Source organism: Ruegeria sp. ANG10, assembly GCF_040705255.1.
GTDB lineage: Bacteria > Pseudomonadota > Alphaproteobacteria > Rhodobacterales > Rhodobacteraceae > Ruegeria.
In genome coordinates, this window is sequence record NZ_JBFCVU010000015.1 from 11,335 (window position 1) to 36,101 (window position 24,767).

The 24,767-nt window shown below is 55.7% G+C and carries 22 protein-coding genes; 7 read left to right on the top strand and 15 right to left on the bottom strand.

All coding sequences use genetic code 11. The features are described 5' to 3' along the window. Nucleotides 1–599 precede the first annotated feature (599 nt). Genes AB1A64_RS21285 through AB1A64_RS21300 form a run of 4 tightly spaced genes read left to right on the top strand, consistent with a single transcriptional unit; the run spans nucleotide 600 to nucleotide 4,490 of the window. Nucleotides 600–1,691, top strand: a complete 1,092-nt coding sequence (locus AB1A64_RS21285) for an ABC transporter ATP-binding protein (RefSeq protein ID WP_366554016.1) — start codon at nucleotides 600–602, stop codon at nucleotides 1,689–1,691. Further along, nucleotides 1,691–2,620 carry an ABC transporter permease gene (locus tag AB1A64_RS21290; RefSeq protein WP_170348689.1) on the top strand — a complete coding sequence of 310 codons (930 nt, stop codon included), beginning with the start codon at nucleotides 1,691–1,693 and terminating at the stop codon, nucleotides 2,618–2,620. The genes AB1A64_RS21285 and AB1A64_RS21290 overlap by 1 nt, the downstream gene beginning before the upstream one ends. Nucleotides 2,621–2,623: 3 nt before the next feature. Continuing rightward, nucleotides 2,624–3,433 carry an ABC transporter permease gene (locus tag AB1A64_RS21295; protein WP_366554018.1) on the top strand — a complete coding sequence of 270 codons (810 nt, stop codon included), beginning with the start codon at nucleotides 2,624–2,626 and terminating at the stop codon, nucleotides 3,431–3,433. A 19-nt stretch (nucleotides 3,434–3,452) separates the two neighbouring features. Further along, nucleotides 3,453–4,490 carry an extracellular solute-binding protein gene (locus tag AB1A64_RS21300; protein ID WP_366554020.1) on the top strand — a complete coding sequence of 346 codons (1,038 nt, stop codon included), beginning with the start codon at nucleotides 3,453–3,455 and terminating at the stop codon, nucleotides 4,488–4,490. Nucleotides 4,491–4,564: 74 nt separating this feature from the next. Here the strand turns inward: AB1A64_RS21300 and argE are convergent, their stop codons facing one another. The 7 genes from argE to AB1A64_RS21335 form a co-directional block, all read right to left on the bottom strand. Further along, nucleotides 4,565–5,713, bottom strand: a complete 1,149-nt coding sequence (gene argE / locus AB1A64_RS21305; protein ID WP_366554022.1) for an acetylornithine deacetylase — start codon at nucleotides 5,711–5,713, stop codon at nucleotides 4,565–4,567. A 141-nt stretch (nucleotides 5,714–5,854) separates the two neighbouring features. Then, nucleotides 5,855–6,793 (bottom strand): LysR substrate-binding domain-containing protein, encoded by a 939-nt coding sequence (locus AB1A64_RS21310; RefSeq protein ID WP_366554024.1) that lies wholly within the window; start codon nucleotides 6,791–6,793, stop codon nucleotides 5,855–5,857. Between the two features lie 25 nt (nucleotides 6,794–6,818). After that, the gene (locus AB1A64_RS21315) at nucleotides 6,819–8,315 is read right to left on the bottom strand and encodes an aldehyde dehydrogenase (protein WP_366554026.1); all 1,497 of its coding nucleotides are present in this window, start codon (nucleotides 8,313–8,315) and stop codon (nucleotides 6,819–6,821) included. 15 nt (nucleotides 8,316–8,330) lie between these two features. Beyond that, on the bottom strand, nucleotides 8,331–9,005 hold the full coding sequence (locus tag AB1A64_RS21320; RefSeq protein WP_366554028.1) for a DUF1028 domain-containing protein: 675 nt from the start codon (nucleotides 9,003–9,005) through the stop codon (nucleotides 8,331–8,333). Nucleotides 9,006–9,094: 89 nt separating this feature from the next. Beyond that, nucleotides 9,095–9,511: a RidA family protein gene (locus tag AB1A64_RS21325; protein WP_170330089.1), complete on the bottom strand. Its 417-nt coding sequence runs from the start codon at nucleotides 9,509–9,511 to the stop codon at nucleotides 9,095–9,097. Between the two features lie 17 nt (nucleotides 9,512–9,528). Further along, complete coding sequence (locus AB1A64_RS21330) at nucleotides 9,529–10,809, bottom strand: NAD(P)/FAD-dependent oxidoreductase (protein WP_366554030.1); 1,281 nt, start codon at nucleotides 10,807–10,809, stop codon at nucleotides 9,529–9,531. A 287-nt stretch (nucleotides 10,810–11,096) separates the two neighbouring features. Then, nucleotides 11,097–11,924, bottom strand: a complete 828-nt coding sequence (locus AB1A64_RS21335) for a LuxR C-terminal-related transcriptional regulator (protein WP_366554032.1) — start codon at nucleotides 11,922–11,924, stop codon at nucleotides 11,097–11,099. A gap of 153 nt (nucleotides 11,925–12,077) precedes the next feature. Here AB1A64_RS21335 and AB1A64_RS21340 point away from each other — a divergent pair, with 153 nt between their 5' ends. Then, a complete protein-coding gene (locus tag AB1A64_RS21340; RefSeq protein ID WP_366554034.1) occupies nucleotides 12,078–13,430 on the top strand; it encodes an aminotransferase class III-fold pyridoxal phosphate-dependent enzyme in 1,353 nt (450 codons plus the stop codon). A 59-nt stretch (nucleotides 13,431–13,489) separates the two neighbouring features. Next, a complete protein-coding gene (locus tag AB1A64_RS21345; protein WP_366554036.1) occupies nucleotides 13,490–15,559 on the top strand; it encodes an FAD-dependent oxidoreductase in 2,070 nt (689 codons plus the stop codon). A 46-nt stretch (nucleotides 15,560–15,605) separates the two neighbouring features. Here AB1A64_RS21345 and AB1A64_RS21350 read toward each other — a convergent pair whose 3' ends face one another. From AB1A64_RS21350 to AB1A64_RS21365, 4 genes are read right to left on the bottom strand one after another with little or no spacing between them, the layout of a single operon-like run. Then, a complete protein-coding gene (locus AB1A64_RS21350; RefSeq protein ID WP_366554038.1) occupies nucleotides 15,606–15,989 on the bottom strand; it encodes a hypothetical protein in 384 nt (127 codons plus the stop codon). A gap of 19 nt (nucleotides 15,990–16,008) precedes the next feature. Further along, nucleotides 16,009–17,088 (bottom strand): tricarballylate utilization 4Fe-4S protein TcuB, encoded by a 1,080-nt coding sequence (gene tcuB / locus AB1A64_RS21355; RefSeq protein ID WP_366554040.1) that lies wholly within the window; start codon nucleotides 17,086–17,088, stop codon nucleotides 16,009–16,011. Next, on the bottom strand, nucleotides 17,078–18,472 hold the full coding sequence (tcuA, locus tag AB1A64_RS21360) for an FAD-dependent tricarballylate dehydrogenase TcuA (protein ID WP_366554042.1): 1,395 nt from the start codon (nucleotides 18,470–18,472) through the stop codon (nucleotides 17,078–17,080). The genes tcuB and tcuA overlap by 11 nt, the downstream gene beginning before the upstream one ends. A gap of 11 nt (nucleotides 18,473–18,483) precedes the next feature. Then, nucleotides 18,484–19,164 carry a GntR family transcriptional regulator gene (locus AB1A64_RS21365; protein WP_366554064.1) on the bottom strand — a complete coding sequence of 227 codons (681 nt, stop codon included), beginning with the start codon at nucleotides 19,162–19,164 and terminating at the stop codon, nucleotides 18,484–18,486. A gap of 39 nt (nucleotides 19,165–19,203) precedes the next feature. Between AB1A64_RS21365 and AB1A64_RS21370 the strand changes: the two genes are divergently transcribed. Further along, nucleotides 19,204–20,307 carry an AbrB family transcriptional regulator gene (locus AB1A64_RS21370; protein ID WP_366554044.1) on the top strand — a complete coding sequence of 368 codons (1,104 nt, stop codon included), beginning with the start codon at nucleotides 19,204–19,206 and terminating at the stop codon, nucleotides 20,305–20,307. Here AB1A64_RS21370 and AB1A64_RS21375 read toward each other — a convergent pair. From AB1A64_RS21375 to AB1A64_RS21390, 4 genes are all read right to left on the bottom strand, one after another. Continuing rightward, nucleotides 20,276–21,256: a D-2-hydroxyacid dehydrogenase family protein gene (locus AB1A64_RS21375; protein WP_366554046.1), complete on the bottom strand. Its 981-nt coding sequence runs from the start codon at nucleotides 21,254–21,256 to the stop codon at nucleotides 20,276–20,278. The genes AB1A64_RS21370 and AB1A64_RS21375 overlap by 32 nt on opposite strands. Next, entirely contained in the window at nucleotides 21,253–21,489 is a 237-nt protein-coding gene (locus AB1A64_RS21380) for a hypothetical protein (RefSeq protein ID WP_170548831.1), read from the bottom strand. The genes AB1A64_RS21375 and AB1A64_RS21380 overlap by 4 nt, the downstream gene beginning before the upstream one ends. 51 nt (nucleotides 21,490–21,540) lie before the next feature. Further along, nucleotides 21,541–22,629, bottom strand: coding sequence for a 4-oxalomesaconate tautomerase (locus AB1A64_RS21385; protein ID WP_366554048.1), 1,089 nt, complete (start codon nucleotides 22,627–22,629; stop codon nucleotides 21,541–21,543). A 91-nt stretch (nucleotides 22,630–22,720) separates the two neighbouring features. Next, complete coding sequence (locus AB1A64_RS21390) at nucleotides 22,721–24,751, bottom strand: tripartite tricarboxylate transporter permease (protein WP_366554050.1); 2,031 nt, start codon at nucleotides 24,749–24,751, stop codon at nucleotides 22,721–22,723. Between the last annotated feature and the right edge of the window lie 16 nt (nucleotides 24,752–24,767).

Genomic DNA, 24,767 nt, shown 5'->3' on the forward strand with positions numbered 1-24,767 from the left:
CGGCTAAGCCAAGCTAATTCCCCTGCGAATATCAAATCATTGGACGTTTGGCGAAACGCAAAGATCAATCGCTTAAGAAATTAAGATTGATTGGTGTCAAACCGTATTGAGCGTCTGCTTTATGTAATGGAGCGCAGTTGTGTTGCTCTTGCAGAGAACGGCCGCTTTACGCCCTACGAAACCTTAATGCGCTTTCGGTAACCGCTTAAGAAGTTCGCTCAACCGAAATCGCTATGACGCTTTCCTATAACACCCCTACGCACCAACCTGACAAACTTCTTTCAGCCATCAGACGCAAATTTGAAGGTGGAGAACAATAGTTCTGGTATTTAGGTCACTGAAAATCTCTCGCGTTAAATAACGGTTGCTCCCATCGCTGACGGGATCACTGCAGGGAAAAATGCGACACTTCAAACATGTTAACTGGGCTTTTCTTTTTGCCGGAAAATTTTGCCGAACCACGATAATGCATTGAATTAATTGCAATAATAAAAATGATTAGGCAAATCCTAATGTTTGGTGAGGAAGTCAATTCTTAGGACGGCAACGCAGCCCGTATATACCTGAATGGAATTTCGCGATGCTCAGGGGAGGCGCAATTGTCTGACAAAGAAAATATCGCGATTGACGTGCGGGACGCGGTAAAACGTTACGGCGATTTTACGGCGCTCAAGAAGATCTCGCTGTCGATCATGGACAATGAGTTCTTTACTCTTCTGGGTCCGTCTGGCTGCGGCAAGACAACTCTCCTTAGAATGATCGCCGGGTTCGAGGCCGTAACCCAAGGTGCGATCTACCTATACGGAGATGAAATCGAGAACCTGCCTCCCAACAAACGCCCGGTGAACACCGTTTTCCAAAACTATGCTTTGTTTCCGCATATGACCATTTTGGACAATGTTGCATTCGGGTTGGAAATGCGCGGGGCCTCGAAATCCGAAGCGCGTAAGAAAGCGGGTGAGATGCTGGAATTGGTACAGCTCTCTCAGTTCTCGGCCCGCAAGCCTAGCCAGTTGTCAGGTGGCCAGCAACAGCGTGTTGCGCTGGCACGCGCCCTGGCGCCTCAGCCCAAGGTTTTGTTGTTGGACGAACCCCTGTCCGCGTTGGATTTGAAGCTCCGCAAAGCAATGCAGCTTGAACTGAAGCATCTGCAACGTGAAACCGGGATCACCTTTATCTTCGTGACCCACGACCAAGAAGAAGCGTTGACCATGTCCGATCGCATCGCGGTTATGTCTGCTGGCGAGCTGCAGCAACTGGGGTCTCCGACGGATATCTACGAGCGTCCGCACAACATGTTTGTGGCTGATTTTATTGGCGAGACTAACCTATTGGAGGTTTCCGTTGACGATATCGCGAATGGCCGTGCGACTTGTCACCTTGGCGGTGGGCATGAGTTGACCTGCAACTCGGTTGAGGGGGTTGGCGTCGGCTCCAAGGTTCACATGTCGATCCGGCCAGAGCGGTTGTTTATGTCGGACAGCCCTGCAGAAACCGAAAGCCTGAAAGGGCGGATCAAGGAAAACATCTTTGTCGGCACAGATATCACAACCATCGTGGATCTGCAGGATGGCCCAGATTTTGTCGTACGCACCTCAAACTCAGACCGCGGCAACAAGCGGATTTTTGAGCCGGGCACCGAAATGTATGTCAACATGGAGCTGGGGGCTGGTCGCCTCCTGATCGACTAATGGCGGCGGGTGCGGCAAGCGGCGGCAGCGCAACGACAGATACATATAAAGAGGCGCGAACCTGGCTTCTGCTGCCCGCATGGGTGACACTGGCCATTCTGGTTCTGGCGCCGGTCATCATGATGCTGATCTACTCTTTCCTGACGAAAGAGTTCCGCGGCGGCGTCATTTGGGAATTCTCGCTGGCGGCTTATGATCAGTTCTTCTTTGATCGAGGACTGTTCGGTGACGATCCCCCTAAGATAGAATGGACCTATATCACGATTTTCTGGCGCTCGATCTGGCAGGCAGGTGCTGCTACATTGCTCAGCCTCGTGATCGGCTTTCCAACGGCCTATTTCATCGCCACCCGATCCGAAAGCATGCGTCCGGTTTGGGTGTTCCTGATCACCATCCCCTATTGGGTGAACCTGTTGATCAGGACCGTGTCGATGAAATTCCTTCTGCGCGATCAGGGACCGTTGAACGACTTTCTGATGAATATCGGCCTGATCGACAGCCCCCTGCATATTGTTAACACCAACTTTGCAGTGCAGCTCGGCCTGTTCTATTCATACCTGCCCTTCATGGTGTTGCCGATCTATGCAGCGGTTGAGCGGTACAACTTTGCCCTGTCCGAAGCCGCGGCCGACCTCTATGCATCGAAATGGACCACGCTGCGCCGCGTGCTGCTTCCTGCGGTCAAACCGGGTGTGTTTGCGGGCTGTATTCTGGTGTTTGTTCCGTCGATGGGGTCGTTTCTTGCACCCGATCTTCTGGGTGGCGCCAAAAACTTTATGATCGGCTCGCTGATTGAGGAACAGTTCAAAGGCAACGCCGGCAACTGGCCGTTTGGCGCAGCCGCGTCGATGATCCTGCTGACAATGGTCTTGATCATTCTGATGTTCTCAGCCCGCCAGCAGGCCAAAGCCGACAAGGCGGGGGGCTGATCCATGGCAAGCAAGCAATTCGACATCAAGTCATACACAGGCTTCAAGGGGATCACCCTGTTGTGTCTGGTCATCCTTTATGCGCCTTTGTTGGTTGTCACGATCTACAGCTTCAACGCGTCCCAATCATTGACCAACTGGGAAGGCGTTTCGCTCCGTTGGTATGCGGATGTTTTCACCGGGCCTGAAAGCGGCAAGTTCAAGACGGCTGCCAGGAACAGCTTTATCATTGCGATCATTGCTGCAACCACGGCGACTGCAATCGCAACGTTGGCCGCAACTGGCATGGTTCGAGGTGGCAAGTTCCGCTTTCGCACATTGTCCTTTGGATTGATCAGCCTGCCGCTGATGGTGCCCGAGATCGTTCTGGCCGTCGCGACCCTGATCTTCTTCAACTCGATCGGATTCGAACGCGGGCTACTTACCATCCTTCTTGCCCATATCGCCTTCTGTATTCCGTTTGCTTACCTGCCGATCTCGGCCCGGATGCAGGGGATCGAGGACAGTTTTGAGCAGGCCGCACTGGATCTCTATGCTACCAAGCGGCAGGCATTCACAAAGATCCTCCTCCCGCTGATGATGCCCGGCATCATATCAGGTTTTCTGCTGGCCTTCATCGTCAGCCTGGATGACTTCATCATCACCAACTTCGTGAAAGGTGCCGGGGTCGAGACCTTGCCAACGGCGATCTTTGGCTCGGTCAAACAAGGGATCAAACCGAATATCATGGCGATTTCGACCATGTTGCTGAGTGTGTCCATCCTCATGGTCACGATCAGCTATTTCGTCAGCAAGTCTGACAACACAAAATAACCAACAGATGGAGAGACACATGAAACATATGATGAGAAGCGGCGTTGCTGCCATTGCTTTGACCATTGGCGCGAACGCTGCCGCCGCCGACGGTGAACTGGTTCTGTACCATTGGTTTGAGTACATCCCGCAAGAGCTGCTGGACAAGTTCACCGAAGAAACCGGCATCAATGTCACCATGGACACCTACGACTCGAACGAGGCGATGCTGGCCTCGCTCAAGGCCGGTGGTATCGGGACCTATGATGTATCGGTGCCTGGCGATTACATGGTGTCGATCATGGCCGGCGAAGGCATGTTGGACACAATCGCCGACGGTGAATTGAAGAACAAGGGCAACATCGCCGAGGAATGGGCCGATCCCGGTTTTGATCCCGGTCGGCAGTCTTCGATCCCGTATCAGTGGGGCTCGACCAGTTTTTCAGTCAGCCGCGATGCGTATGACGGCGATATTCAAACCACCGATATTCTGTTCAATCCGCCAGCTGAACTGCAAGGCCGTATCAACATGCTGGACAGCCAGGGCGAAGTGATGGCCATGGCCGCGCTGCATATGGGTATCCCGCAATGTTCCACTGACCGCGAGCAGTTGAAGGCGCTGAATGCCATGCTGCAAGAAGCTAAGCAGCACTGGGCGTCGTTCAATTCGGATACCGCGAAAGAGGTTCTGGTTTCCGGTGACGCAGCCGTAGGCCAGATCTATGACGGGTTCTCTGCCAAGGCGCGCGAGGAAGGCGCCAATGTGGAATACGCCTTTCCGACACAAGGTTACATCGCCTGGATGGACAATGTCGTTCTGCTAAAAGACGCCCCCAACCGCGAGAACGCGCTGATATTCATGGACTTCCTGTTGGAGCCCGAGAATATCGCAGCCGTGTCCAACTTTGCGCAGTACAACGCTGGTGTGAACGGTGTGGGTGAATTCCTCGACCCGGCGCTGGCTGAACAACCCGAAAAGAACCCCCATGCCAATGCAGGCTCGGGCGTGTTCATCGAAGTATGTGATGAGGAAACCCAGGCGGTCTATGACCAGATCTGGACCAACTTGAAGAAGTAATTCAGGCCCTATTCCTGCCGCGAAAGCCCCCGTTTTTTACGGGGGCTTTTTCGGTTTCAGTAAGGGGGTGTTGTTTAGCGGCTGATGTCTTCGAGGATGCGATCCATCATCGCGTCGCACGCGTTCAGCTGTTCGATTTCAAGATATTCATCCGGCTTGTGTCCCTGACGTTCCATGGAACCCGGCCCGCAGACAACAGTTGGAATCCCCAACTCGCTGAAAAACCCGGCCTCGGTGCCAAAGGCGACTTTGGTGGTGGCGTTACTTTGCGCAAGTTTCTGGGCGTAAGCGATGACACCCTCGGTCTCGACAACATCCAGCCCGGGATAGGCGTTATACTGTTCAACCTCAATGCGCGCCTCCGAGCATAGGGCCTGATACCGGGCCCCTACCCTGACCGCTGCGTCTTGGATCTGTGACAGGATATCCTTGCCATGATCCGAGGCAAGATGACGGTATTCAAAGGTCAACTCAGCGCGGTCAGGCACAATATTCAGGGCTCTGCCGCCCGACAGTATACCCACGTGGAAGGTCGTATAGGGCACAGAATAAGCCGGGTCGCTGTTACCACTCTTGGCGTAAACGTCTTGTAGCGCACGCAACTCGGTCACAAAATCGGTTGCAAGATGCAGTGCATTGACAAATTTAGGGGCCAGCGCGGAATGCCCGCTTTGACCGTGGCAAACAGCGCGCAGCGCAGCTTTGCCTTTGTGCCCAATAGCGACCTGCATTTCAGTCGGTTCGCCGACGAAACATGCGCGGGGCTGGCCCAGCATTGGGGCGAGCCGATCCAGCATGTGTTGAATGCCGACGCATCCCACCTCTTCGTCATAGGACAACGCGATCTTAAGGGGTTCTCGCAGGTCAACCCCGGCAATCCGGTCTGCCAAAGCCATAACCGACGCCACATAACCTTTCATATCGGTGGTGCCACGACCGTAGACACGGTTACCTTCTTGCGTCAGGCGAAATGGGTCTTTGGTCCAGCTTTGGCCTTCGACTGGGACGACATCCGTATGCGCGGACAGCAGAACTCCGTCACCGTCAGGGCCTTTTTCCGCGTAAAGCCCAGTTTTGTCGCCGCCGGGATCGGTGATGCGATGAACCGCAAAGCCGCGTGCCTCTAGAAACTCTTCGACATAAGCGGCAAGTTCGAGGTTCGAGTTCTTGCTAACTGTATCAAAGCCAACCAGTTTATCGAGAATACCCAGTGTAGACGTCATGCGACTTGAACCTGCTTTTCGGATTGCCGACCGGTTTGATCCCCTCTGCGTTGGGGATTGTAGATTAGCCTATACGACAGGCAGAATACTTAAATCTGGGAATGACGAAGCAGAGGTTAGGAGATTTCTAAGGACCTGCGATCACTCTTTCTCTGGGATGCACAAACCCGGGAGGGTTCCCGATTTCACGGCGTGCGCACAATGATCGACAAAGGTTTTCAGAGTGTTTGTTTCATTCTCGGCCCGAGCGCGCAGCAGACCAAGGCGCATGGGGCGCACCTCTCCAACCAAAGGCACAAAGATCAGTTTCTTTCCGTCCGGTGACAAGCTGTTCAAGGGGCGAATATTCGCAATGGAAAAGCCGAATCCGTTGGCAACCAGTGAACGCATCACCGACATATCTGCGGTGCGTTCCGCGATGTTGGGCTTTATGTTGGCCTCGCGGAAAAACGACAAGAAGTACTCACCGCTGAATGGAAGGTCCAACAGAACCATCGGGTTGTCCTGCAGGTCTGGAATCGTTAATTCGCCCCGCTTTGCCAAGGGATGGTCTTCTCCCAAAACCACATAGGGCGGAAGCGCGTGCAGGGGTTGGAATTCAAGATCGGTGGGAATGTCCAGATCGTATGTCAGTGCAATGTCCAGCTCGGCCCGGCGCAACTGGCTGAAGATGTCAGCCTGATTCAATTCACGCTGTTCAATACTTACATCAGGGTAGCTGTCCTCGAAATCGCGCCGCAATCCCGGCAAGACGATCTGAGCGAATGTCACAAGACACCCTACGGACAGAATGCCCTGAACCTTACCAGTGATTTCCCCAGCAAGCGTGGCCAGCAGTTCGGCTTCACGCAAAACGAACTCGGTTCGTTCCATGATCTTGTGTCCAGCCTTCGTCAGCGACAGACCGCGCGCATGTTCGCGCACAAACAAGGTAACGCCGAATTCGACCTCAAGCTGAGTTATCGCCGCCGAAATCGACGGCGACGACACGTTCAACTTGTCGCTGGCCGCAGCGATACTGCCCGCCTTTCCGACTGCAACAAAATACTCAAGCTGTCGCAGCGTGTATCTGAAAGGCAATGGCACATCTCCGCTTGGCCGTGGATTAAGCCTTGTACTTGATCCACGTGGTCTTCAAAGCAGTATACTTTTCAAGTGAGTGCAATGACAAATCGCGTCCAAAGCCTGACTGTTTCATGCCGCCGAATGGTGTCATGGCTGACAATGCGTCCACCGTGTTGACCGAGACGGTTCCCGCCATCAGCTTGTCAGACACCCGGCAAGCGCGTGACAGGTTGTCAGTCCAGACTGACGCGGCCAAACCATAGATCGAGTCATTTGCCATCGTGACTGCCTGCTCTTCGGTGTCAAACGGGATCACCGACAAGACGGGGCCGAAAATCTCATCCCGAGCCAATGGGTTGTCATGGGTCACGTCGTCAAAGATGGTCGGTTGAACAAAACAACCTTTACCGTCCACGGTGACACGTTCACCACCTGTCACCAGATTGGCCGTGTTCTTACCTTCGTCCACAAAGCGCATGATGCCTTGTGTTTGCTTCTCATCGACGATCGCTCCCATCTTCGATGCAGGGTCTAACGGGTCGCCAGGCTGCATTGCTTGCGCGCGGGCTATCAGCTTTTCAACAAACGCATCTTTGATCGAGCGCCCCACATAAAGCCGCGAATTCGCCGAACACACTTCGCCCTGATTGAAAAAAACGCCAAAGGCCGCCATGTCCGCGGCGGCGTCCAGATCCTCGCAGTCGGCAAACACCAGATTGGGGCTTTTGCCGCCTGTTTCCGGCCAGACCTGTTTCAGGTTCGACTGGCCGGAATACTGCATGAACATTTTGCCGATCGCAGTTGAACCAGTAAAAGCCAGGCAGTCGACATCCATATGCAGGCCAAGTGCCCTGCCCGCAGTCACCCCAAAACCGGGAACAACGTTGAAGACGCCATCTGGAACGCCGGCTTCAGCCGCAAGTTCTGCCAGGCGAAGCGCTGACAGGGGAGATTGTTCTGCGGGTTTAAGCACAACCGAGTTTCCCGCAGCCAGCGCTGCGGCGGCTTTCCAAGTCGCCATGTCCAGTGGAAAGTTCCAAGGGGTCACGGCACCAACAACGCCCAGCGGCACACGACTGACCAGCGCTAGATCGCCAGGGCCGGTTGGGGCCACCTCATCATAGACCTTGTCGATGGCCTCGGCGTACCACTGAAAGAAATGTGCCGAACCCGGCGCGTCGATAGTCGCCGCATCAGTTACCAGTTTGCCCATATCAAGGCTGTCCAGCAGCGCCATCTCTTCCAGATTTTCCCGGATCAAGTCGGCCAGCTTCAGCATCACTGCCTTACGGTCACCCGGAGCCATTCGCGACCAACGGCCATCCTCAAAGGCAGCACGGCCTGCTGCAACGGCACCATTAACGTCTTCTTCGTCACATTCGGCGACCCGTGTCAGAACCGCACCTGTGGCCGGGTTTATACTGTCAAAAGTCTTGCCTGACGCGGCATCGGTAAATTTACCGTTGATAAAGGCTTGACCTCGGAACGACAGACCGGCGGCGAGGCTTTTCCAATCCGCGTGGGTATTGTCCAACATTCTGTTTCTCCCTGATTATTCGTCGCCGGGGACGCCATAAGACGGTGCCTCGCGCGGGTCGAGCGCACGCTGGATGTAGGCGTCAAGTTGCGGCTTATAGATGTCCCAGGCAGTCGCGATGGCCTCAATGGGGCAATCCTCGGTCCAGTCACAGCGAAGATCGGCGACGGGCCAGCTGACTTTGTCGACGATCTTCATGCCTGCGGAATGCACCGGGCCAGCCTCGCCCCCTGCGGCCAATCCGGCGCGCATGGCGGCGATCAGACGGTCGCCGATATGGCCCGAGGCCGACAGAAAGCCATCGACGATGGCCTGCGGGACCCCGTCATTGGCCAAAAGGTTGCCGCCCGAGGCGACGTTTTCAGCCTGAGCCTGCGTCCAGATACCAAGGCTGTTGGGACCGGAATGGATCGCCGTGCGCCCGGCGGTATCCACCGCCAAAACCTGCCGGTATTCGATGAATTTTGCCTTCGCGGTCATGGCCTCGATTGCCTGAGGTGCCGTCTTGCCCTGCTCCATCAGGTCCAGCGTCAACGGACCGAGGCTGGGGTCTGTAACGTTCTGCGATGCAACCGCACCGACACCTGCCCGCGCAAAAGAACAGCGCGCGGCCACAGCGGGTGACGATGATGAAATCGCCAGACCGAACATGCCGGTTTCAGCGCAGCGGGCGACCAGTGAAAAAGTCATTCGGCTCTCCTGAAAACAGAAAGTCCAGACCGCGCCTGTTTGGAGGAGAACTAGTGGCGCGGTCCGGCTAATGTGATTGATCTGGTGAATCAATCGGGAATAACAGCGGTTCCGTCGATTTCAACCAACCAGTCGGGACGCGCCAGTGCCTGAACGACCAGCCCTGTCGAAACAGGATGAACACCTTTGATGTACTCGCCCATTGTCCGGTAAACAGCCTCACGGTGGCGGACATCGGTGATGTAGACGACCACCTTGACCAGATGCTCCATCGAGCCGCCGGCCTCTTCGATCAACTGTTTGATGTTCTGCATCACTTTGTGGGTCTGTTCGACCGGATCATGACTGTCGATATTTACCGCATCATCCAGGTTTTGTGGGCACTGACCGCGCAAGTAAACCGTTTTGCCGCCCTGTGTCACAACGGCCTGACACAGGTCGTTGTCCAGGTTTTGCTCGGGGTAGGTTTCTTTGGTGTTGAATTTGCGAATGCGTGTATGGGCCATTTCGAAGTCCTGACTACTTATTCCGCTGCGGCGGGGGCGATGATGGCCGCTTTGCCGTCGTATTCGGCATAAGCGCGTTGAATGGTGATCTGATCGGCGATGTATTTCGCGTCGTGCCAGACGCCCCAAATGAAGGTTGAACCGCGTCGCGATTGCCAAGGCAGGCCCAGAAAATAGATGTCGGGCTCGACAGACACGCCTCGCTGATGGATCGGTGCGCCTTTGGCGTCAAAGGCATCTGCTTTGATCCAGCTGAAATCCTGACGGAAGCCTGTCGCCCAGATAATTGTCGTGATGCCTTCCTTGGCAAAATCGACTGAAGTCAAGGGATTGGTTAGGCTATCAGGATCAGCAAACCGCTCTCGTGCTTCTGGCTCTTCGGGCAGATCAATACCAGTACGAGCGATATAGGCGTCCGCCATGTCCAGCATTTCAAGGTAGTTGGCATCGCCCGCAGCGACGTTGCGTTGGAGATCATCGGCAAAGCTGAGAATACCGTTCTCGAAGCTTTTGGTCATCCCGGTAAGGGTCACCCCTTCATTTCCCAAGCGGCGGAAATCCATCGTGTGGCCGCCATGCGCACCGCTGACCGAGATCGTGACGTGTTCAGTACCTGGTTTCTGTGCGGCCATATCCCAGAGCCCCAGAACGCCCAGCCACCAAACGTTATCGCGGCTACGATAGCGACGCGGGGGCCGGTCATGCGGACCAACAGACAGGAACACCTTGCGACCGGCGCGATTTAACTCATCCGCAATCTGAGCACCGGACGAACCGGCGCCCACGACCATAACCGCTCCTTCGGGCAGTTGCTCGGGGTTTTTGTAGTAAAAGGAATGCAGTTGTTTGACGCCAGCCGTTTCCGGCACAATGGGCGGAATAACCGGGTGCTGGAAAGCGCCTGTTGCGGCGACAATGCGCTTGGCATGAATTTCACCGGTTGTCGTCTCAACACGGAACCCACCTTCACCGGGCAACCGCTCAGCGTTCAGCGCCTCAACACCCTCGCGGATTGGGGCGTTCACCATTTCTGCGTATTCAACCAGGTATTCGGCGACACGGTCCTTGGGCACAAACGCATCCGGGTCATCCCCTTTAAACTGGAGGCTGGGAAAACGGTCATGCCAGCATGGTCCATTCGCAACCAATGCATCCCAACGGCCGGTGCGCCACGCCTCGGCAGTTCGGTTCTTCTCCAGAATGATATGGGGCACATCGTTGTTTCCAAGGTGCTCGCTTAGCGCGATACCCGCCTGCCCGCCGCCAACAACCAGCGTATCCGTTTTCTCAATGGACATGTGTCGGTTCCCTATTACTGCGTCTCGAATTGACCTGAAAAGGTCGTTGTGCGCGTGCATCTTGCGCTGCCTGAACGGGCGAACGACCACAACGGGCCGAAGACCTTGCACATTCAAAACAGAAGGCATCAGAGCGGAGCCATCGCATCGACCAACACCGAACAAAGGCCGCTTTGGCGTTCCGTTTACTGTGCCACTCCAGCACGTTTTGCACGTTTCCGGGTAAAGGTTTCACAAGTTGGGAACAGACGAAATTACTGTCTAACTTACTCTTAATTAGGCTTTGACTAACCCGCCGGGAATTGCCCTTGTTTCCCAGCCGGTTGTCCGCTTTCCGACAGATACGGCGCGATCAGATAGTATAGTTCACCCTGCGAAGAGATATGACATTTCCTGTAGAGTTGCTTACGCAAAACTTTGACGGTCTGAGGGCTGATACCCAGTGTCAGGCCAATAGAAATCGATGAATGACCCTGCAGGATTAACAACGCCACCTGCGCCTGCCTCGGACTTAAACCGATATCTTGTTCAACAGACAATCGCTGACGCAGTTGCGCGACGATATCTTCCGGCTTTTTTTCATTCGAGGGCTTCAGATCGGGCCAATTCCTTCTCACCAGCGCATTGACGATCGGCGCGACATATTTTGCGGTTCCAAAATCCTTGCTAGAAAAACGCGATGCGGTGGTTGCGTCCCTGCCGAGACAAACAGTGATCGAACTCATGGGGCTGAGACCGGCGTAAAAGGCCAGCTCGTCCGTCAGCGTCGTGTTTGTGTAATAGGATTTAAAGTACTCGTTCCGTTGAAACTGATCCGGGGCAACATCGGTCAATCTGTAAAGACCGTCCGCCGCGCGGCTTTGATGCAGGCCATAAAACGGATCCAACAGATAAGCGCCTTTGACATAGTGGCTGTCGATCCGCTCAAAAACGCGGCTGTCGCGGGCATGGGTCATAAGTACCATTGGGCTGCTGCGCCGAAAAAATGCGATGATTGCGAAGTTGTCGAAGGAACAGGTTGCATCCAGCCACTTGTAGAGCGCATCGCCGAACCCTTCTGATCCGATTGCCATTATTGCGGCTGATAGAGCGTCTGGTGCTTCAACAGTCGACATTTCGAATACCCCCCTGGGGGTATATACCCCTCAAATGTGCCTAAGTAACCTTTGATATGAATATAGGTGGTATGCAATCGCCAACACGTTCGTGGTTTCTAACAAGCCTCACCGGATCAGCGAAATTGCATCGCGACAACAAAGGGGTTGATCATGGCCAAAGATACACTCGACATTCTTGCACAGGACGAACACCTGATTCAGTCCTTCGCTGATCTAAACGCACTTAAGCAGCAAGGTGCGCGCACCGTGATCTCGCGAGCAAAGGGCGCATATGTTTACGACAGCGATGGCAATGAACTGATCGACGGCATCGGCGGGTTGTGGTGTGTCAATATCGGCCACGGCAATGATGAAATGATTGAGGCGATTTCCAATCAGTTGAAAACGCTGGACTATTATTCGACCTTTTACAATTTTACACACCCGGCAGCGGCAGCACTGGCTGATAAGATTGCGCAGCTTGCGCCAGGTCATTTGAACGCCGTGTATTTTGGCAATTCCGGTTCCGTCGCCAATGACAGTGCCATTCGGATGCTGCATCACTACAATATCCGGAAAGGGAAGCCGAAAAAGAAACTGGTTCTGTCAAGGCACGGGGCCTATCACGGTTCGACCCATCTGGCGATGGCGATGACCACGCCCGGTTATTCCGAAGGCTGGCATGCGGCCAGTGAATTGGTGCATCATCTGCGCTCACCCCATTATTGGCGCGAAGGCGGTGATATGACCGAGGCCGAGTTCCTCGACGCCCTGATCGACGATCTGAAACAAAGCATTGAGCGTATTGGCGCCGAGAACATCTGTGCTTTCATCGCCGAACCGATCCAGGGCGCGGGTGGTGTCGTGACCGCGCCAGCAGGTTACCACAAGCGCGCGTGGGAGGTCTGTCAAGTCAACGAAATCAAATACGTTGCCGATGAGGTCGTTACCGCCTTTGGTCGCCTTGGCCATTTCTTTGCATCAGAAGACGTGTTTGACATGGTGCCCGACGTCATCACCACAGCCAAAGGTTTGACCTCGGGCTATCAGCCGCTGTCTGCTACGATCGTTTCCGACGATATTCACGAGGTCATCTCAGGCCCCGACGGTATGTTCCTGCACGGCATGACCTATTCGGGCCATCCAGCAGCTGCGGCAGCGGGTCTGACCAATATCGCAATTATGGAGCGTGAAGGAATTCCTAAGCGTGTGCAGACAACCGGGAAGCAGTTTGAAAACAACCTGCGAGGCTTGACCGATATCGAAATGGTCGGCGAAGTGCGTGGCAGCCATTTCATGATGGGGGTCGAATTCGTTAAGGATCGCGACACAAAGGAAGGCCATCCGGCAGAGGCGCAAGTTGGCCTGAAAGTCGCACGCGCTTGTCAGAAACGCGGTCTGATTGCTCGACAGCTCGGCAACGTTCTCATCTTGTCTCCGACGCTGATCATGGACGAGCCGATGATTGACCGTATCGAAGCCATCCTGCGCGACGCCATCACCGAAGTCGCCGCTGGCCTGTAATCCCGCATTTGGGGCGGCACGGCCCTTTCATCATCTTAGCCAGCCATAAGGAGGCAGCCATGCGCGATCCACGCTATGACATCCTGTTTGAACCGATGCAGATCGGGCCCCTGACAGCCAAGAACCGGTTCTATCAGGTGCCTCACTGCAACGGTGGTGGATATCGCGACCCATCGGCGGCGGCCGCAATGCGAGGCATCAAGGCCGAAGGCGGCTGGGGCGTGATCTTCACCGAACAGTGCGAAATGCACCATACGTCTGAAATCACCCCCTTTATCGAGCTGCGCCTTTGGGAAGACAAAGACATCCCCCAATTGCGCAAGATGTCCGAGCGCATGAAAACCCATGGTGCCCTGGCTGGCATTCAGCTTGCCTATTCAGGCATCAACGGACCCAACCTTTATACCAAAGAGGTGCCACTGGCCCCTTCTGCCATGCCGATCCGGACCTTTACCAACGATCCAGTTCAGGCGCGTGCCTTGGACAAGCAGGACATCAAGGATCTGCGCCGTTGGTTCGTGAATGCTGCAAAACGCTCGAAAGAAGCAGGATTCGACCTGATCTGCCTGTATGGCGCGCATGGGTTTGGTATCTTCCAACATTTCCTCAGCCGGGCAACCAACCAGCGCAGCGACGAATATGGTGGCTCATTGGAAAACCGCGCCCGATTCAGCCAGGAGGTTATCGCCGATATGCGCGATGCCGTGGGCGATACGATGGCGATCACGCTTCGGGTGTCGTTGGACGAAACCATTGGCGATCTGGGTTTCTCGAATGCCGAGGTGCGTGACTACATCGAAATGAACAAAGACCTGCCCGACCTCTGGGATCTTGCGCAGGGCACTTGGGAGGATTGCTCCGGCCCTTCGCGGTTCAAAGAAGAGGCTGCCCAGGAACAACTGGTGCGAGGCATTCATGAATTGACCGAAAAACCCATCGTTGGGGTCGGACGGTTCACCTCGCCCGATGTTATGGCCAAGATGATCAAGTCTGGCGCACTGGATTTCATCGGCTGCGCCCGACCGTCGATCGCTGACCCGTTTCTGCCGAAAAAGATCGAAGAGGGCCGGATCGAGGACATCCGAGAGTGTATCGGGTGTAACATCTGCATCACTGGCGATATGACCATGTCAATCAGCCGCTGCACCCAAAACCCGACCTTCATGGAAGAATGGCGCAAAGGCTGGCACCCAGAGAAGATGAACGACAAGGGCGATAGCTCGAACGTGCTGGTCGTAGGTTCTGGCCCCGCAGGACTTGAGGCTGCCTGGGCTCTTTGTCGCCGGGGATATGACGTCGCCGTGGCCGAGGCGCGTGACGTGATCGGGGGTCGCGTGGCCCGCGAACGTCTGCTGCCGGGGCTGTCGGCCTGGGGCCGTGTCGTGGACTATCGCGACTATCAACTTAGCCAACGTCCGAACGTGGAAATCTATCGCGAAAGCGAGTTGGATGCCGAGAGCATTTTGGAGTTCGGCTTTGAAAATGTCTGCATCGCCACGGGATCTACATGGCGCAACGACGGGGTCTCGCGTCAGCACGTCGTGCCAATGCCGATTGCTGAAGGCGCCAAGGTCTATACACCGGACGATCTGATGGATGGCACAATCCCATCGGGCCGCGTGGTGGTGTATGACGATGACCACTATTACATGGGCGGCGTTCTTGCCGAACTTCTGGCCAAACACGGTGCGCAGGTGACACTGGTTACTCCGTCGGCTTATGTCAGTGACTGGACGAACAACACGCTCGAGCAAATCGCAATCCACCCGCGGCTGGTAGATGCAGGTGTCGAGATCGTGCTCAACCAGGGTGTCACCGAAATCCACCCGGATCACGTGGTCTCGAACTGCGTCTACACTGACCGAACCTGGAAGATTGAGGCGGATGCGGTTGTGGTGGTGGCGTCACGCCTTGAAAACAACGCCGTTTTCAATGACCTGAAAGCCCGAGAGGTCGAATGGGCGGACGCAGGTATCAAGTCGGTCAAATTGATTGGGGATGCCAACGCACCGGGCCCAATCGCCTGGGCAACTTATGCTGGTCACCGCTATGCGCGTGAGCTTGACGGTAAAGATATTGGTGACAACCTGCCATTCCGCCGCGAAATCACAGAGCTTGCGGCGGACTGAGGTCTTGACCGCGTAACGGGCGGTAGAGTGCTCACTCCGCCGCCCGTCACATTTGAACACCAACTGCCATCTGCGATGCTTCAACGGTTACAACCGTATTCGGTGTGCCCCAATGTTCGCCTTCTCCGGTCGGTGGCAAATTACTCGCTGTTTTTCTCAAACTCGTAATAGCCTGTTTGCCTGCTTTATCTTTAAAACTGATTGCCGTATGCAATGGCCGCGAATGACTGCCCTCCGCGCCGTGCTTGACTTTTTTTGCCGTCACAAAGCCCTTGTTGTATCGATCCAAGGATTTCCGTTTGATGTCGAAATAGGTCTCGCAAACCGTTGTGAGTGTAAGCCCACCCAGGGTTCGAATCCCTGTCTCTTCGCCATGACACCCCTTGGCCACGGTACTTTCAGACCAATGATGCGATACGGTTTGTCCCACGCCCGGCGGCGATTGGTTTTTAACCGTTTGACATCAAATCTCTTTTCCTTTGCGCATCCCTGATAAGAGCTGCAAGCCGATAGAAACCGTGCGCCATCTTGGTATACGGCATCAAAACGAAGAAGGTCAGGACAGATCCAAGATGGATGGCAAGCAGCGCTGGCATCATGGTTGTTGCTCCGAGGGCATAAAGACCGAGCCCACTCAACCCCACAAACCCAAGCAACAGGGTAAAAGCGATCTCCCCTCCCCACGCGGAAGGATCACCGAGATTGCGGTCGGATTTTTGTTTCAGGTACACCATGGCGCTGCACCCCACTGTCAGCAAAACGCCGCCAGAAATTCCAAACAGTTTAGGTAAGGACCAGAACCCATAGGGCGCATGCATGCCAAAGCCATAGTGCATCACCGTCGCAACCGAGGTCGAAGCAAAGCACAACAGGAAGCCATACATTATCGCCTGGTGAATGTGTCGCCGCGCTTGGCTGAAGCGATCTTCGTCCTCAAAATTGCAGCCCTCTGCGTGCCCAGCAGCAAGATCCTGCATCTTACCAGCGCGTTTGAAAGCAGCTGTCACGTCCGCAATTTGAACAGGCTTGCCGCCGACTTCGACCCAATAGCGCCTTAGGCTTAAAGCCATACTAAAGAGCGGCAGCAGGAAGGCAGGCGCAAAGATCGCGACCATCGCATTATGCGACAGGACGGCATAGAAGCCCTCGCCTCCGCTCGATCCAATGGCGCGAATGGCCCAGAACAGCAAGGCAAATCCTATCACGAGCGCCAGGGCTATGGCACCACCATGGGCGTGGAACCGACGCGCCAGAGGTTGCGGCCAAGCGACGCTTTCCCAGCTGTCCCGCCGCACCTCGGCCAAAGCTTTGGGCAGGTTCAGGTCGAACTCATGCGGAGCTGTATATTGGCAAGCGTAATAGCAACCCCGGCAGTTGTGGCACAGGTTAGCCAGTTGCGTGATGTCCCCATCGGAAAACGCGCGTTCTGCATGTAAGGATGGAAAAACCGAGCAATAGCCTTCGCAATACCGGCAGGCGTTGCAAATTTCGGCCTGACGACGGGCCTCTTGTATCAGTTCAGTTTGCATAAGCGGCGGCCTCACGTCCTGCGATGCGTCCAAAAACGGTTCCGATGGTCATGCCAAAGCCCGCCAAGTAACCTTGTCCAAGGATCGACCCGGCCATGGTTTCTCCGGCGGCCCAAAGGTTTTTGATCTTACTGTCACCAGTCGAACACTGTGCGGTATCGTCGACCTTGAAACCCAGATAGGTGAAGGTCACGCCGGTGCGCAGCGAATAGCCATAGAACGGTGGCTCGGTGATCGGGCGGGCCCAGTTGGTCTTGGCCGGTGTCAGACCAGAGGTTGCAACCCCGTCCAATTCAGTTGGATGAAAGCCCGTTGTGTCACCACAAGCTGCATTGAATTTGCCCACGGTCCCGGTCAGCTTGTCGGCTGGCAGGCCCATCATCCCGGCCAATTCTTCCAACGTATCCGCCTTATACGGTGGGAATACCGACGGCATGAACAAATTCAGCGACTTGGCATCGATTATCACATAGCCCACCTGATCCGGTTGGGCTGCTACAAGGCGTCCCCAGATCGCATAGCGCTTGGGCCAGACGTCCTCACCCTCGTCATAAAACCGTTCGGCGTCTTTGTTCACAACGATGGAAAACGGTACGCAATCAAGACGAGTGACAATCCCGCCATCAAATTTCGGCGCGCGCCCGTCAATGGCAACGGCGTGACATTGGGTCGGGTCGCCAACGCTCTCGACGCCTTGATCCAAAAGGTCTGCCAACACCACACCCCGGTTGTAGGGCGTTCCCCGGATCAGAAAGTTCTTTGCCGGCTCGCCCCACGCGCGCGTAAGCCAATCGGTATCGGCTTGAAACCCGCCCGAGGCGACAATCACCGCTTTGGGTGTGATGCGATGAGACTGGCCTTCAAAGGTGTAATCGACCCACTCGATTTGGTCACCGTTCAGTTCCAGATGCGTAACCGCAGCCTCATAAAGCACATCAACGCCCAGACTAGCCGCCGTACGGTAATAGGCATTCACCAACGACTTGCCGCCCCCCATGAAGAATGCGTTTGTTCGAGCCAAAGACAGCGTTCCTGACAACGAAGGCTGAAAGCGAACCCCGTGTTCCTGCATCCATGGTAGGCACTCTTCTGAAGAACGGATTGCCAGCCGGGCCAGATGCTCATCGGTCTTGCCGCCGGTGACTTTCATCAAATCCGAGAGATATTCGTCTTCGCTGTATTCTTCGATCAGTGGACCAAGAGGAGATCTGTGCATGCAGCGGAAATTACGCGTGTGGCGAGAGTTTCCTCCGCGATACGGTTTTGGCGCCGTTTCAAGGATCAGAACGCGGGCGCCTGCCTCGGCAGCGGTCATCGCCGCGCAGAGAGCAGCATTGCCGCCGCCAATCACAGCGATATCGTAAGCTTCAATTTGGGGGGGCATGTCCTGACTACCTACTGGGTTTCGTCGATTGTGCGATCGCGTTCCTGTAACGCACGTATCCGCATCCGTTGCGCCGCCTGAATATGCGCGCGCATTTCCGTCTCGGCCGCAGCACCATCACGGGCTTTCAACGCGATCATGATGCGTCGATGTTCGGCCACTGCCGCCTCGGCCCGGTCACCATCCAGCAGTTGCGATGGCCCAAGGATCAACAGCGCCTTTTGAAGCGACAGCATGGATTTCGTCAAAAACCGGTTCTTGGCCGCGTCAAGCAAAGTGGCATGAAAAACCCTGTTAATCCGTGCCGTATCTGCACCGGTGCCCGCTTCGGCCAGCCGGTCTGTCAGCACGTCCAACTCATCCAGTTCGACTTCTGACGCCGCGCGCGCTGCCAGTCGGGCTGCGGTACCTTCCAACACCGCGCGCATTTCATAAAGCTCCATGACCTCGGCGTAATCCAGACTTCGAACGGTAGCGCCCTGCCGGGGAACATGTGTGACAAGGCCGTCGGCCTCAAGTTGCCGGATCGCCTCACGTACGGGGGTGCGGCTGACACCTAGTCGTTCGGACAACTCGACCTCACGCAGGCGTTCACCGGGCAAAAGCGTGCCTTCGCGAATCTCTTCAAGCAAACGCTTATACGCGGAATTTCCTTGCGGACCGGGCTGTAAAGTGTCGTCCTGAATTGTCATCACGGGCTCTCTTGTCATTATGTGTCCTGGTGTATACAAATGGATACACAGCGAGTCAACAACGCCGGAACCCGCCCCTTGCCCATTCAGTTCAAGACATCTTCTCTGTTGTTGAGACGGGCCGTAACACTCGGCCTTGCAGTAGTGGGAACGGGAGTATTCTGGGCATTGAGCTTGCCGCTGCCCTTTCTATTCGGCCCAATGAGCGCTTGTCTGATTGCTGCCTTAGCTCATGCCCCTATGGAGGGTTTTGGTCAGGTCTCGGTCGCGGCCCGCACAATATTGGGCGTTGCGGTTGGGGCGTCTATTACACCCGCCCTATTCGTTGAATTACCAAAGATGGCAGCTTCGATTGCGCTGATCCCGTTTTTTATCCTGCTGATCGCGCTGGTCGGAGTGCCATTTTTTCGAAAGGTCTGGGGCTTTGACACCACAACCGCATTCTACGCGGCTATGCCTGGTGGATTGCAGGACATGATCATCTTCGGTTCCGAGGCCGGGGCAAACCCGCGCACCCTATCCCTTATCCATGGCACGCGCGTACTGATCATCGTGACGCTGGCCCCTTTGTTTTTGACCGTGTTTTACGACGCCCAACTCACCAATCCAATCGGAGAGCCCGCCCGCGACCTGCCCTTGCATGAACTGGCGCTGATGGTTCTGGCGGCCTTTGTCGGCTGGAAAGGCGGCGAACGGATCGGCCTGTTCGGCGCGTCCATCCTGGGGCCTATGATTCTGACTGCGGCGTTGTCCCTGGGGGACTTCATTCATACCCGCCCGCCGCGCGAGGCCATCCTTGCGGCGCAGTTCTTTATCGGCTGCGGAATCGGTGTGAAATTTGTTGGCGTCACATGGGTTGAATTGCGCAGGGTTGTTGCAGCGGGCTTTGCCTATGTCGTCGTTCTGGCCATACTTGCGGCCGCCTTCACTGCTGTCGTCACCACACTGGGCTTCGGTCAGCCGGTTGAGGCATTCCTTGCCTTCGCCCCCGGCGGGCAGGCCGAAATGACGGTTCTGGCCATCGTTTCGGGGGCGGATCTTGGCTTTGTGATCACTCACCACCTGACGCGGATCGTTCTGGTCATCATCGGCGCGCCCATCGCGGCCAATCTTATCCTGCGCTGGTCCAAATCTCGGGATTGATCATGTGGATCGGAGCGCCCTCGGCATAGGCGTTCACCTGATCGAAGATGTCGGCAAACTGCAAGTCGAACTCATCTTCGGTGACGAAACCGATATGCGGGGTCGCGATCAGGTTGGGATGCGACAGCAACGGATCGTTCGGATCGGTAAGGGGCTCAGTATCAAAGACATCAATTGCGGCCTTGCCAGGACGACCCGCGTTTAACGCGTCAAGCAACGCACCGGGAACAATCAGCCCTGCACGGGATGTATTCACAAACAGCGCGCCTGATTGCATCTGCGCGAAATCTGACGCCGTGACTATCCCATGCGTGTCTGGTTTCAGGCGCACATGGATCGAGACGACGTCACTGTTGGCAAAGAACGCTTCGCGGTTGGCCGCGACCTGCACCCCATCTGCCTGCGCCCGTGCCCGGCCTTCGTCCGAAGACCACCAGACCACATTCATCCCGAACGCCTCGGCATAGCCGGCGACGGCACGGGCGATACGGCCATAGCCATAGAGACCCAACTGCCGCCCCCTCAGTGTTTTGCCCACTCCGGCCTGCCAATGCCCCGCCTTGACCGAGGCCATCTGTCCAGGCAAATCGCGCATCCCGGCCATGATCAGCGCCCAGGTGAGTTCAGCAGCGGCATATGACGGCGTTCCACCATGCATGTTCGAACACAGCAGTACACCGTGGTCCGAGCATGCCTGCACATCGACATGGGGATACACGCTGCGCTGGCTGATGAGTTTCAGGTTTGGGAGTTTTTCAATCAAAGCGCGGGTGATTTTGGTGCGTTCGCGAAACAGAACCAGCGCCTGAGCCTCGTGCAAGCGCGTGGCCAGTTCGTCGGTATCTTCGACATGATCAGTCCAGACCTTCACGTCATGGTTGGAAAGCTTCCTAAAACAGGGCAAACCCTGCAGTGTGTCAAACCAATCATCCAGAATGTGAACCTTCATCGGCTTTCTATACCCTGCCCTGTTGTCAGCTTTCTTGGTGTCGGCACAAAATGCTGCGCGTCGAGTGCGGCAAGCGCATTTCGAACGCGTTCGCTTTGATCAAGCAAATGGTTGAACTGCTCATCGCATCCGGCGATCGGTGTTGGGTATTCCGCCATGTCCCGTCTTAGGGCCGCCTGCGCCAACCTGAGTTCCTGACGCGCAATATCAAGGCATTCAGAATAGTCATCCATCGCGGCATCCTAGTTTTGTATACCGAAGTATACCAACTTAAGATCCATATTTCAACTCCCGTTCCATACAGATTCCGGCACATAGACATGTCCATCCGCCAACTTCCGCGCGGTCCGCACCAGACCTGCTGAGTTGACTTTGAACTCCTGGCCATTTGAAAAGTCCACCAACACGTCGATTTTGCCCGAGGCATGTTCCAGCACAACATCAGCCGGGCTTGCCTTGGGTCGATCCAACAGACCGTCGGCGACTGTTCCGGGTGTCAAAGCGCAAGACGCCATACATTGCGCGCCGGTAACGGCCATGGTCGGATGAGTCTTCCACGGCATGAAATACCGAATTGCTAGGGTTCCTCCTTCTTTGGCGGGAGCGACGAGGCCAAATTTGGGTGTCACTGATTTTGACACGTCCCCCATGCCCATCAATTTTCCGGCTTCGATCCGAACTGCCTCCATCCGGTCAAAGAATTCGCGGTTGGCATCCAATTCTTCGGCGCTTTCATACCCTGTCAGGCCGAAATCTGAGGCCCGCGCAATGGCCATCGGCATGGCGACATCCATACAGGTCAGCTCGATCCCCTGCACTGTATCGCGCCGGTGTCGGGTTGGCAGGAACGCACCGGTGACAGATCCAACAACACCCATGAAACTAAGTTGTACCGGCGCAGATTGGCCGGGTACCCCGGCGATTTCTGCATCGCCTTCATAGACCAGCTCACCCCCCGGCGTCTGCACTTTGGCCACAACACGGGCACCTGTGTTGACCGCGCGAATGCGAACCTCGGTCTCGTCACCCTTTGGTTGAAACAAACCCATTTCGATCGCAGCCGGAGCGACACCGGACAGGATGTTTCCGCAGGTGGGTTTGAAATCGACCAGCTTTTCCTCAACCGAAACCTGTGCGAAGAAATAGTCGATATCGGCCCAGTCATCGTCACTGACAGACAGCATCGCAACCTTGGTGGTCACCGCTGTGCCACCACCGATCCCGTCGATGTTGATTGATTGCCCTGCCCCAAGGGCTGCGACCAGCACGTCAGCTAACGTGTCCCGATCTTCGGGCAGATCAGAGCGTCGGAAGTATGGCCCCCGCGAAGTGCCGCCACGCATGAAAATATACGGGATTGCTGTCTGGGTCATGGCGAACCGTCCTTTACAAATCGTGTGAGACTTTTTGTGAATTCAGCCTTGCCCGACCTGCTGCTCATCAGGCCGGGCATCAGTGGACCGCTTACTTGAGTGGCCATGGCAGGCTGACCATGTCTTGCAGCAGACCCGGCGGGAAATCCCGGTTCAGAGCACCTGCCATGAAACACATGAAGCCAATGCCGCAGGCGGTCAGGATCAGTGTTAACCGCCAGTCCGCCCCGGAACGAATGCGAAAGAAGGCGATCAGGAACCCAAGCAAGGCAAGAATGAAACCCACAACCCACGTGGCCGCGATCAGACTGGCGAACCATGCCAACGTAGACCAGAGGCCATGAGGCGCGCTCGCGTCCTCGCCGGCGATCTCTTTGTCTGCAAAGATTGGATCACCCTCTGGCCGACGCATCATCTGGATCAAAAGAATGACGCAACAGAACAGAGACACGCTGCCGATCACCAGCGGGATGATCTTGTCGGTCATGTTGTAGTCGGGGATCATATTGGCGTTCACCAAAGCGACGATCAGATAGGCCATGATCACCAGCAGGAAGATCAGTGGCGCTCGTTTGGTGCCTGCCTGCACGTCACCCTCGGCCATGATCATCTTGGCTTGTCGAATACCTAGAATGATCGAAACAACCGTAACCACGATCAGCACGATAACGATTGGGCTGAACACGTATTCCATTCCCTCGCCAAAGCTCTTGCGGAACCGGAAAGAGGCGATCTGGAAGGCTTGGTTGGTGAATTTCTCGACCGGGTTTGACAGGACAAAGCCAATCAGGAAGGCCGGGCGCGACCAGTCGAAACGGCGCAAGAAGATGCCGATCAGGCCAATGACGAACAATGCAAGAAGATCTTCGAAATTCTGACCAGACTGAAAGGCCGCAAAGCTGATCAGCATGAACAGGAACGGCGCCAGATAAGTGAAACGGATGGTTGTCAGTTTGGCTATGCCACCCGAAGCAGCTATACACAGAATGGTGCCAACGACGTTGGCCAATGCCAACAGCCAGACGATGGAATAGGTAATGTTGAGATTGTCCTTGAGCATGCTCGGGCCAACCTCAATGTCGCCAGACCCCAACAAAGCAACGGCACCGATGAAAATCGCCATCGATCCCGAACCGGGAATACCGAACAGAAGGGTTGGAACAAGCCCACCACCCTCTTTCGCGTTGTTCGAGCTTTCCGGACCAATGACCCCGCGCACTTCGCCCTTGCCAAAGTTGCTCTTGTCCTTGGTGGTTTGGACCGAGTGGCCATAAGCGATCCAGTCGACGACCGATCCTCCAAGACCGGGGATGACACCGACAACCACGCCGATGATGGAACATCGGACCGACAGCCAGATATTGGCGGCCCAGTCCTTTACACCATCCAACCATCCGGCCCCCAACGAGGCCCCTTTGGCGATGGATCGATCCTGCCGCAGCAAAGAAACAATTTCCGGGACGGCAAAAATGCCCAGGCCCACGATGACCAGTTTCAGACCGTCCGTCAGATAAGGAATGTCATAGGTTGCCATACGCAGTGAACCGCCTGCGTCAGCCTCACCAATAGTTCCGACCATCAGGCCCAAACCCGCAGCGGCGACGCCTTTCAGCGGAATGCGCCCCGCCAGAATAGCAACCATCGACAAACCGAGAATGGTGATCATCAGCATCTCGGGCAGGCCAAAGGCCAGCACGATTGGTCGCGCGATCAGAATGAACATGGTCAGGAAGGTCGCGCCAACGAGCCCGCCAAACAGCGAAGACGAAAAGGCCGCTGACAAAGCCCGAGCGGCCTCGCCCTTTTTCGCCATGGGGAACCCGTCCAGCACCGTGGCCTGCGAAGCAGAGCTGCCGGGAATACCCATCAAGACAGATGCGAACGTGTCCGAAGTGGGCACAACTGCGACCATCCCGATCATCAGCGCTAGACCCAGGATCGGGTCCATACCGAACATGAACGGCAGCAACAGGGAAAGACCAGCAATGCCACCGAGGCCAGGAAAAACTCCGACGGCCAGCCCCATGACAACACCCAGAACAAGGTAACCCAGAACGATGGGTTGCAGGATCAGACCCCACGCCTCACCAAGCGCAGGAAGAGCGGTGGCGAAAACCTCCATAACGGCCGCCTTTCAT

Coding starts and splice junctions, on each gene's coding strand:
- AB1A64_RS21290 (WP_170348689.1), top strand. CDS start 1,691: ATGGCGGCGGGTGCGGCAAGCGGCGGCAGCGCAACGACAGATACATAT.
- AB1A64_RS21295 (WP_366554018.1), top strand. CDS start 2,624: ATGGCAAGCAAGCAATTCGACATCAAGTCATACACAGGCTTCAAGGGG.
- AB1A64_RS21300 (WP_366554020.1), top strand. CDS start 3,453: ATGAAACATATGATGAGAAGCGGCGTTGCTGCCATTGCTTTGACCATT.
- argE (WP_366554022.1), bottom strand. CDS start 5,713: ATGACGTCTACACTGGGTATTCTCGATAAACTGGTTGGCTTTGATACA.
- AB1A64_RS21315 (WP_366554026.1), bottom strand. CDS start 8,315: ATGTTGGACAATACCCACGCGGATTGGAAAAGCCTCGCCGCCGGTCTG.
- AB1A64_RS21320 (WP_366554028.1), bottom strand. CDS start 9,005: ATGACTTTTTCACTGGTCGCCCGCTGCGCTGAAACCGGCATGTTCGGT.
- AB1A64_RS21325 (WP_170330089.1), bottom strand. CDS start 9,511: ATGGCCCATACACGCATTCGCAAATTCAACACCAAAGAAACCTACCCC.
- AB1A64_RS21330 (WP_366554030.1), bottom strand. CDS start 10,809: ATGTCCATTGAGAAAACGGATACGCTGGTTGTTGGCGGCGGGCAGGCG.
- AB1A64_RS21335 (WP_366554032.1), bottom strand. CDS start 11,924: ATGTCGACTGTTGAAGCACCAGACGCTCTATCAGCCGCAATAATGGCA.
- AB1A64_RS21340 (WP_366554034.1), top strand. CDS start 12,078: ATGGCCAAAGATACACTCGACATTCTTGCACAGGACGAACACCTGATT.
- AB1A64_RS21345 (WP_366554036.1), top strand. CDS start 13,490: ATGCGCGATCCACGCTATGACATCCTGTTTGAACCGATGCAGATCGGG.
- tcuB (WP_366554040.1), bottom strand. CDS start 17,088: ATGCAAACTGAACTGATACAAGAGGCCCGTCGTCAGGCCGAAATTTGC.
- tcuA (WP_366554042.1), bottom strand. CDS start 18,472: ATGCCCCCCCAAATTGAAGCTTACGATATCGCTGTGATTGGCGGCGGC.
- AB1A64_RS21365 (WP_366554064.1), bottom strand. CDS start 19,164: ATGACAATTCAGGACGACACTTTACAGCCCGGTCCGCAAGGAAATTCC.
- AB1A64_RS21370 (WP_366554044.1), top strand. CDS start 19,204: ATGGATACACAGCGAGTCAACAACGCCGGAACCCGCCCCTTGCCCATT.
- AB1A64_RS21375 (WP_366554046.1), bottom strand. CDS start 21,256: ATGAAGGTTCACATTCTGGATGATTGGTTTGACACACTGCAGGGTTTG.
- AB1A64_RS21380 (WP_170548831.1), bottom strand. CDS start 21,489: ATGGATGACTATTCTGAATGCCTTGATATTGCGCGTCAGGAACTCAGG.
- AB1A64_RS21385 (WP_366554048.1), bottom strand. CDS start 22,629: ATGACCCAGACAGCAATCCCGTATATTTTCATGCGTGGCGGCACTTCG.
- AB1A64_RS21390 (WP_366554050.1), bottom strand. CDS start 24,751: ATGGAGGTTTTCGCCACCGCTCTTCCTGCGCTTGGTGAGGCGTGGGGT.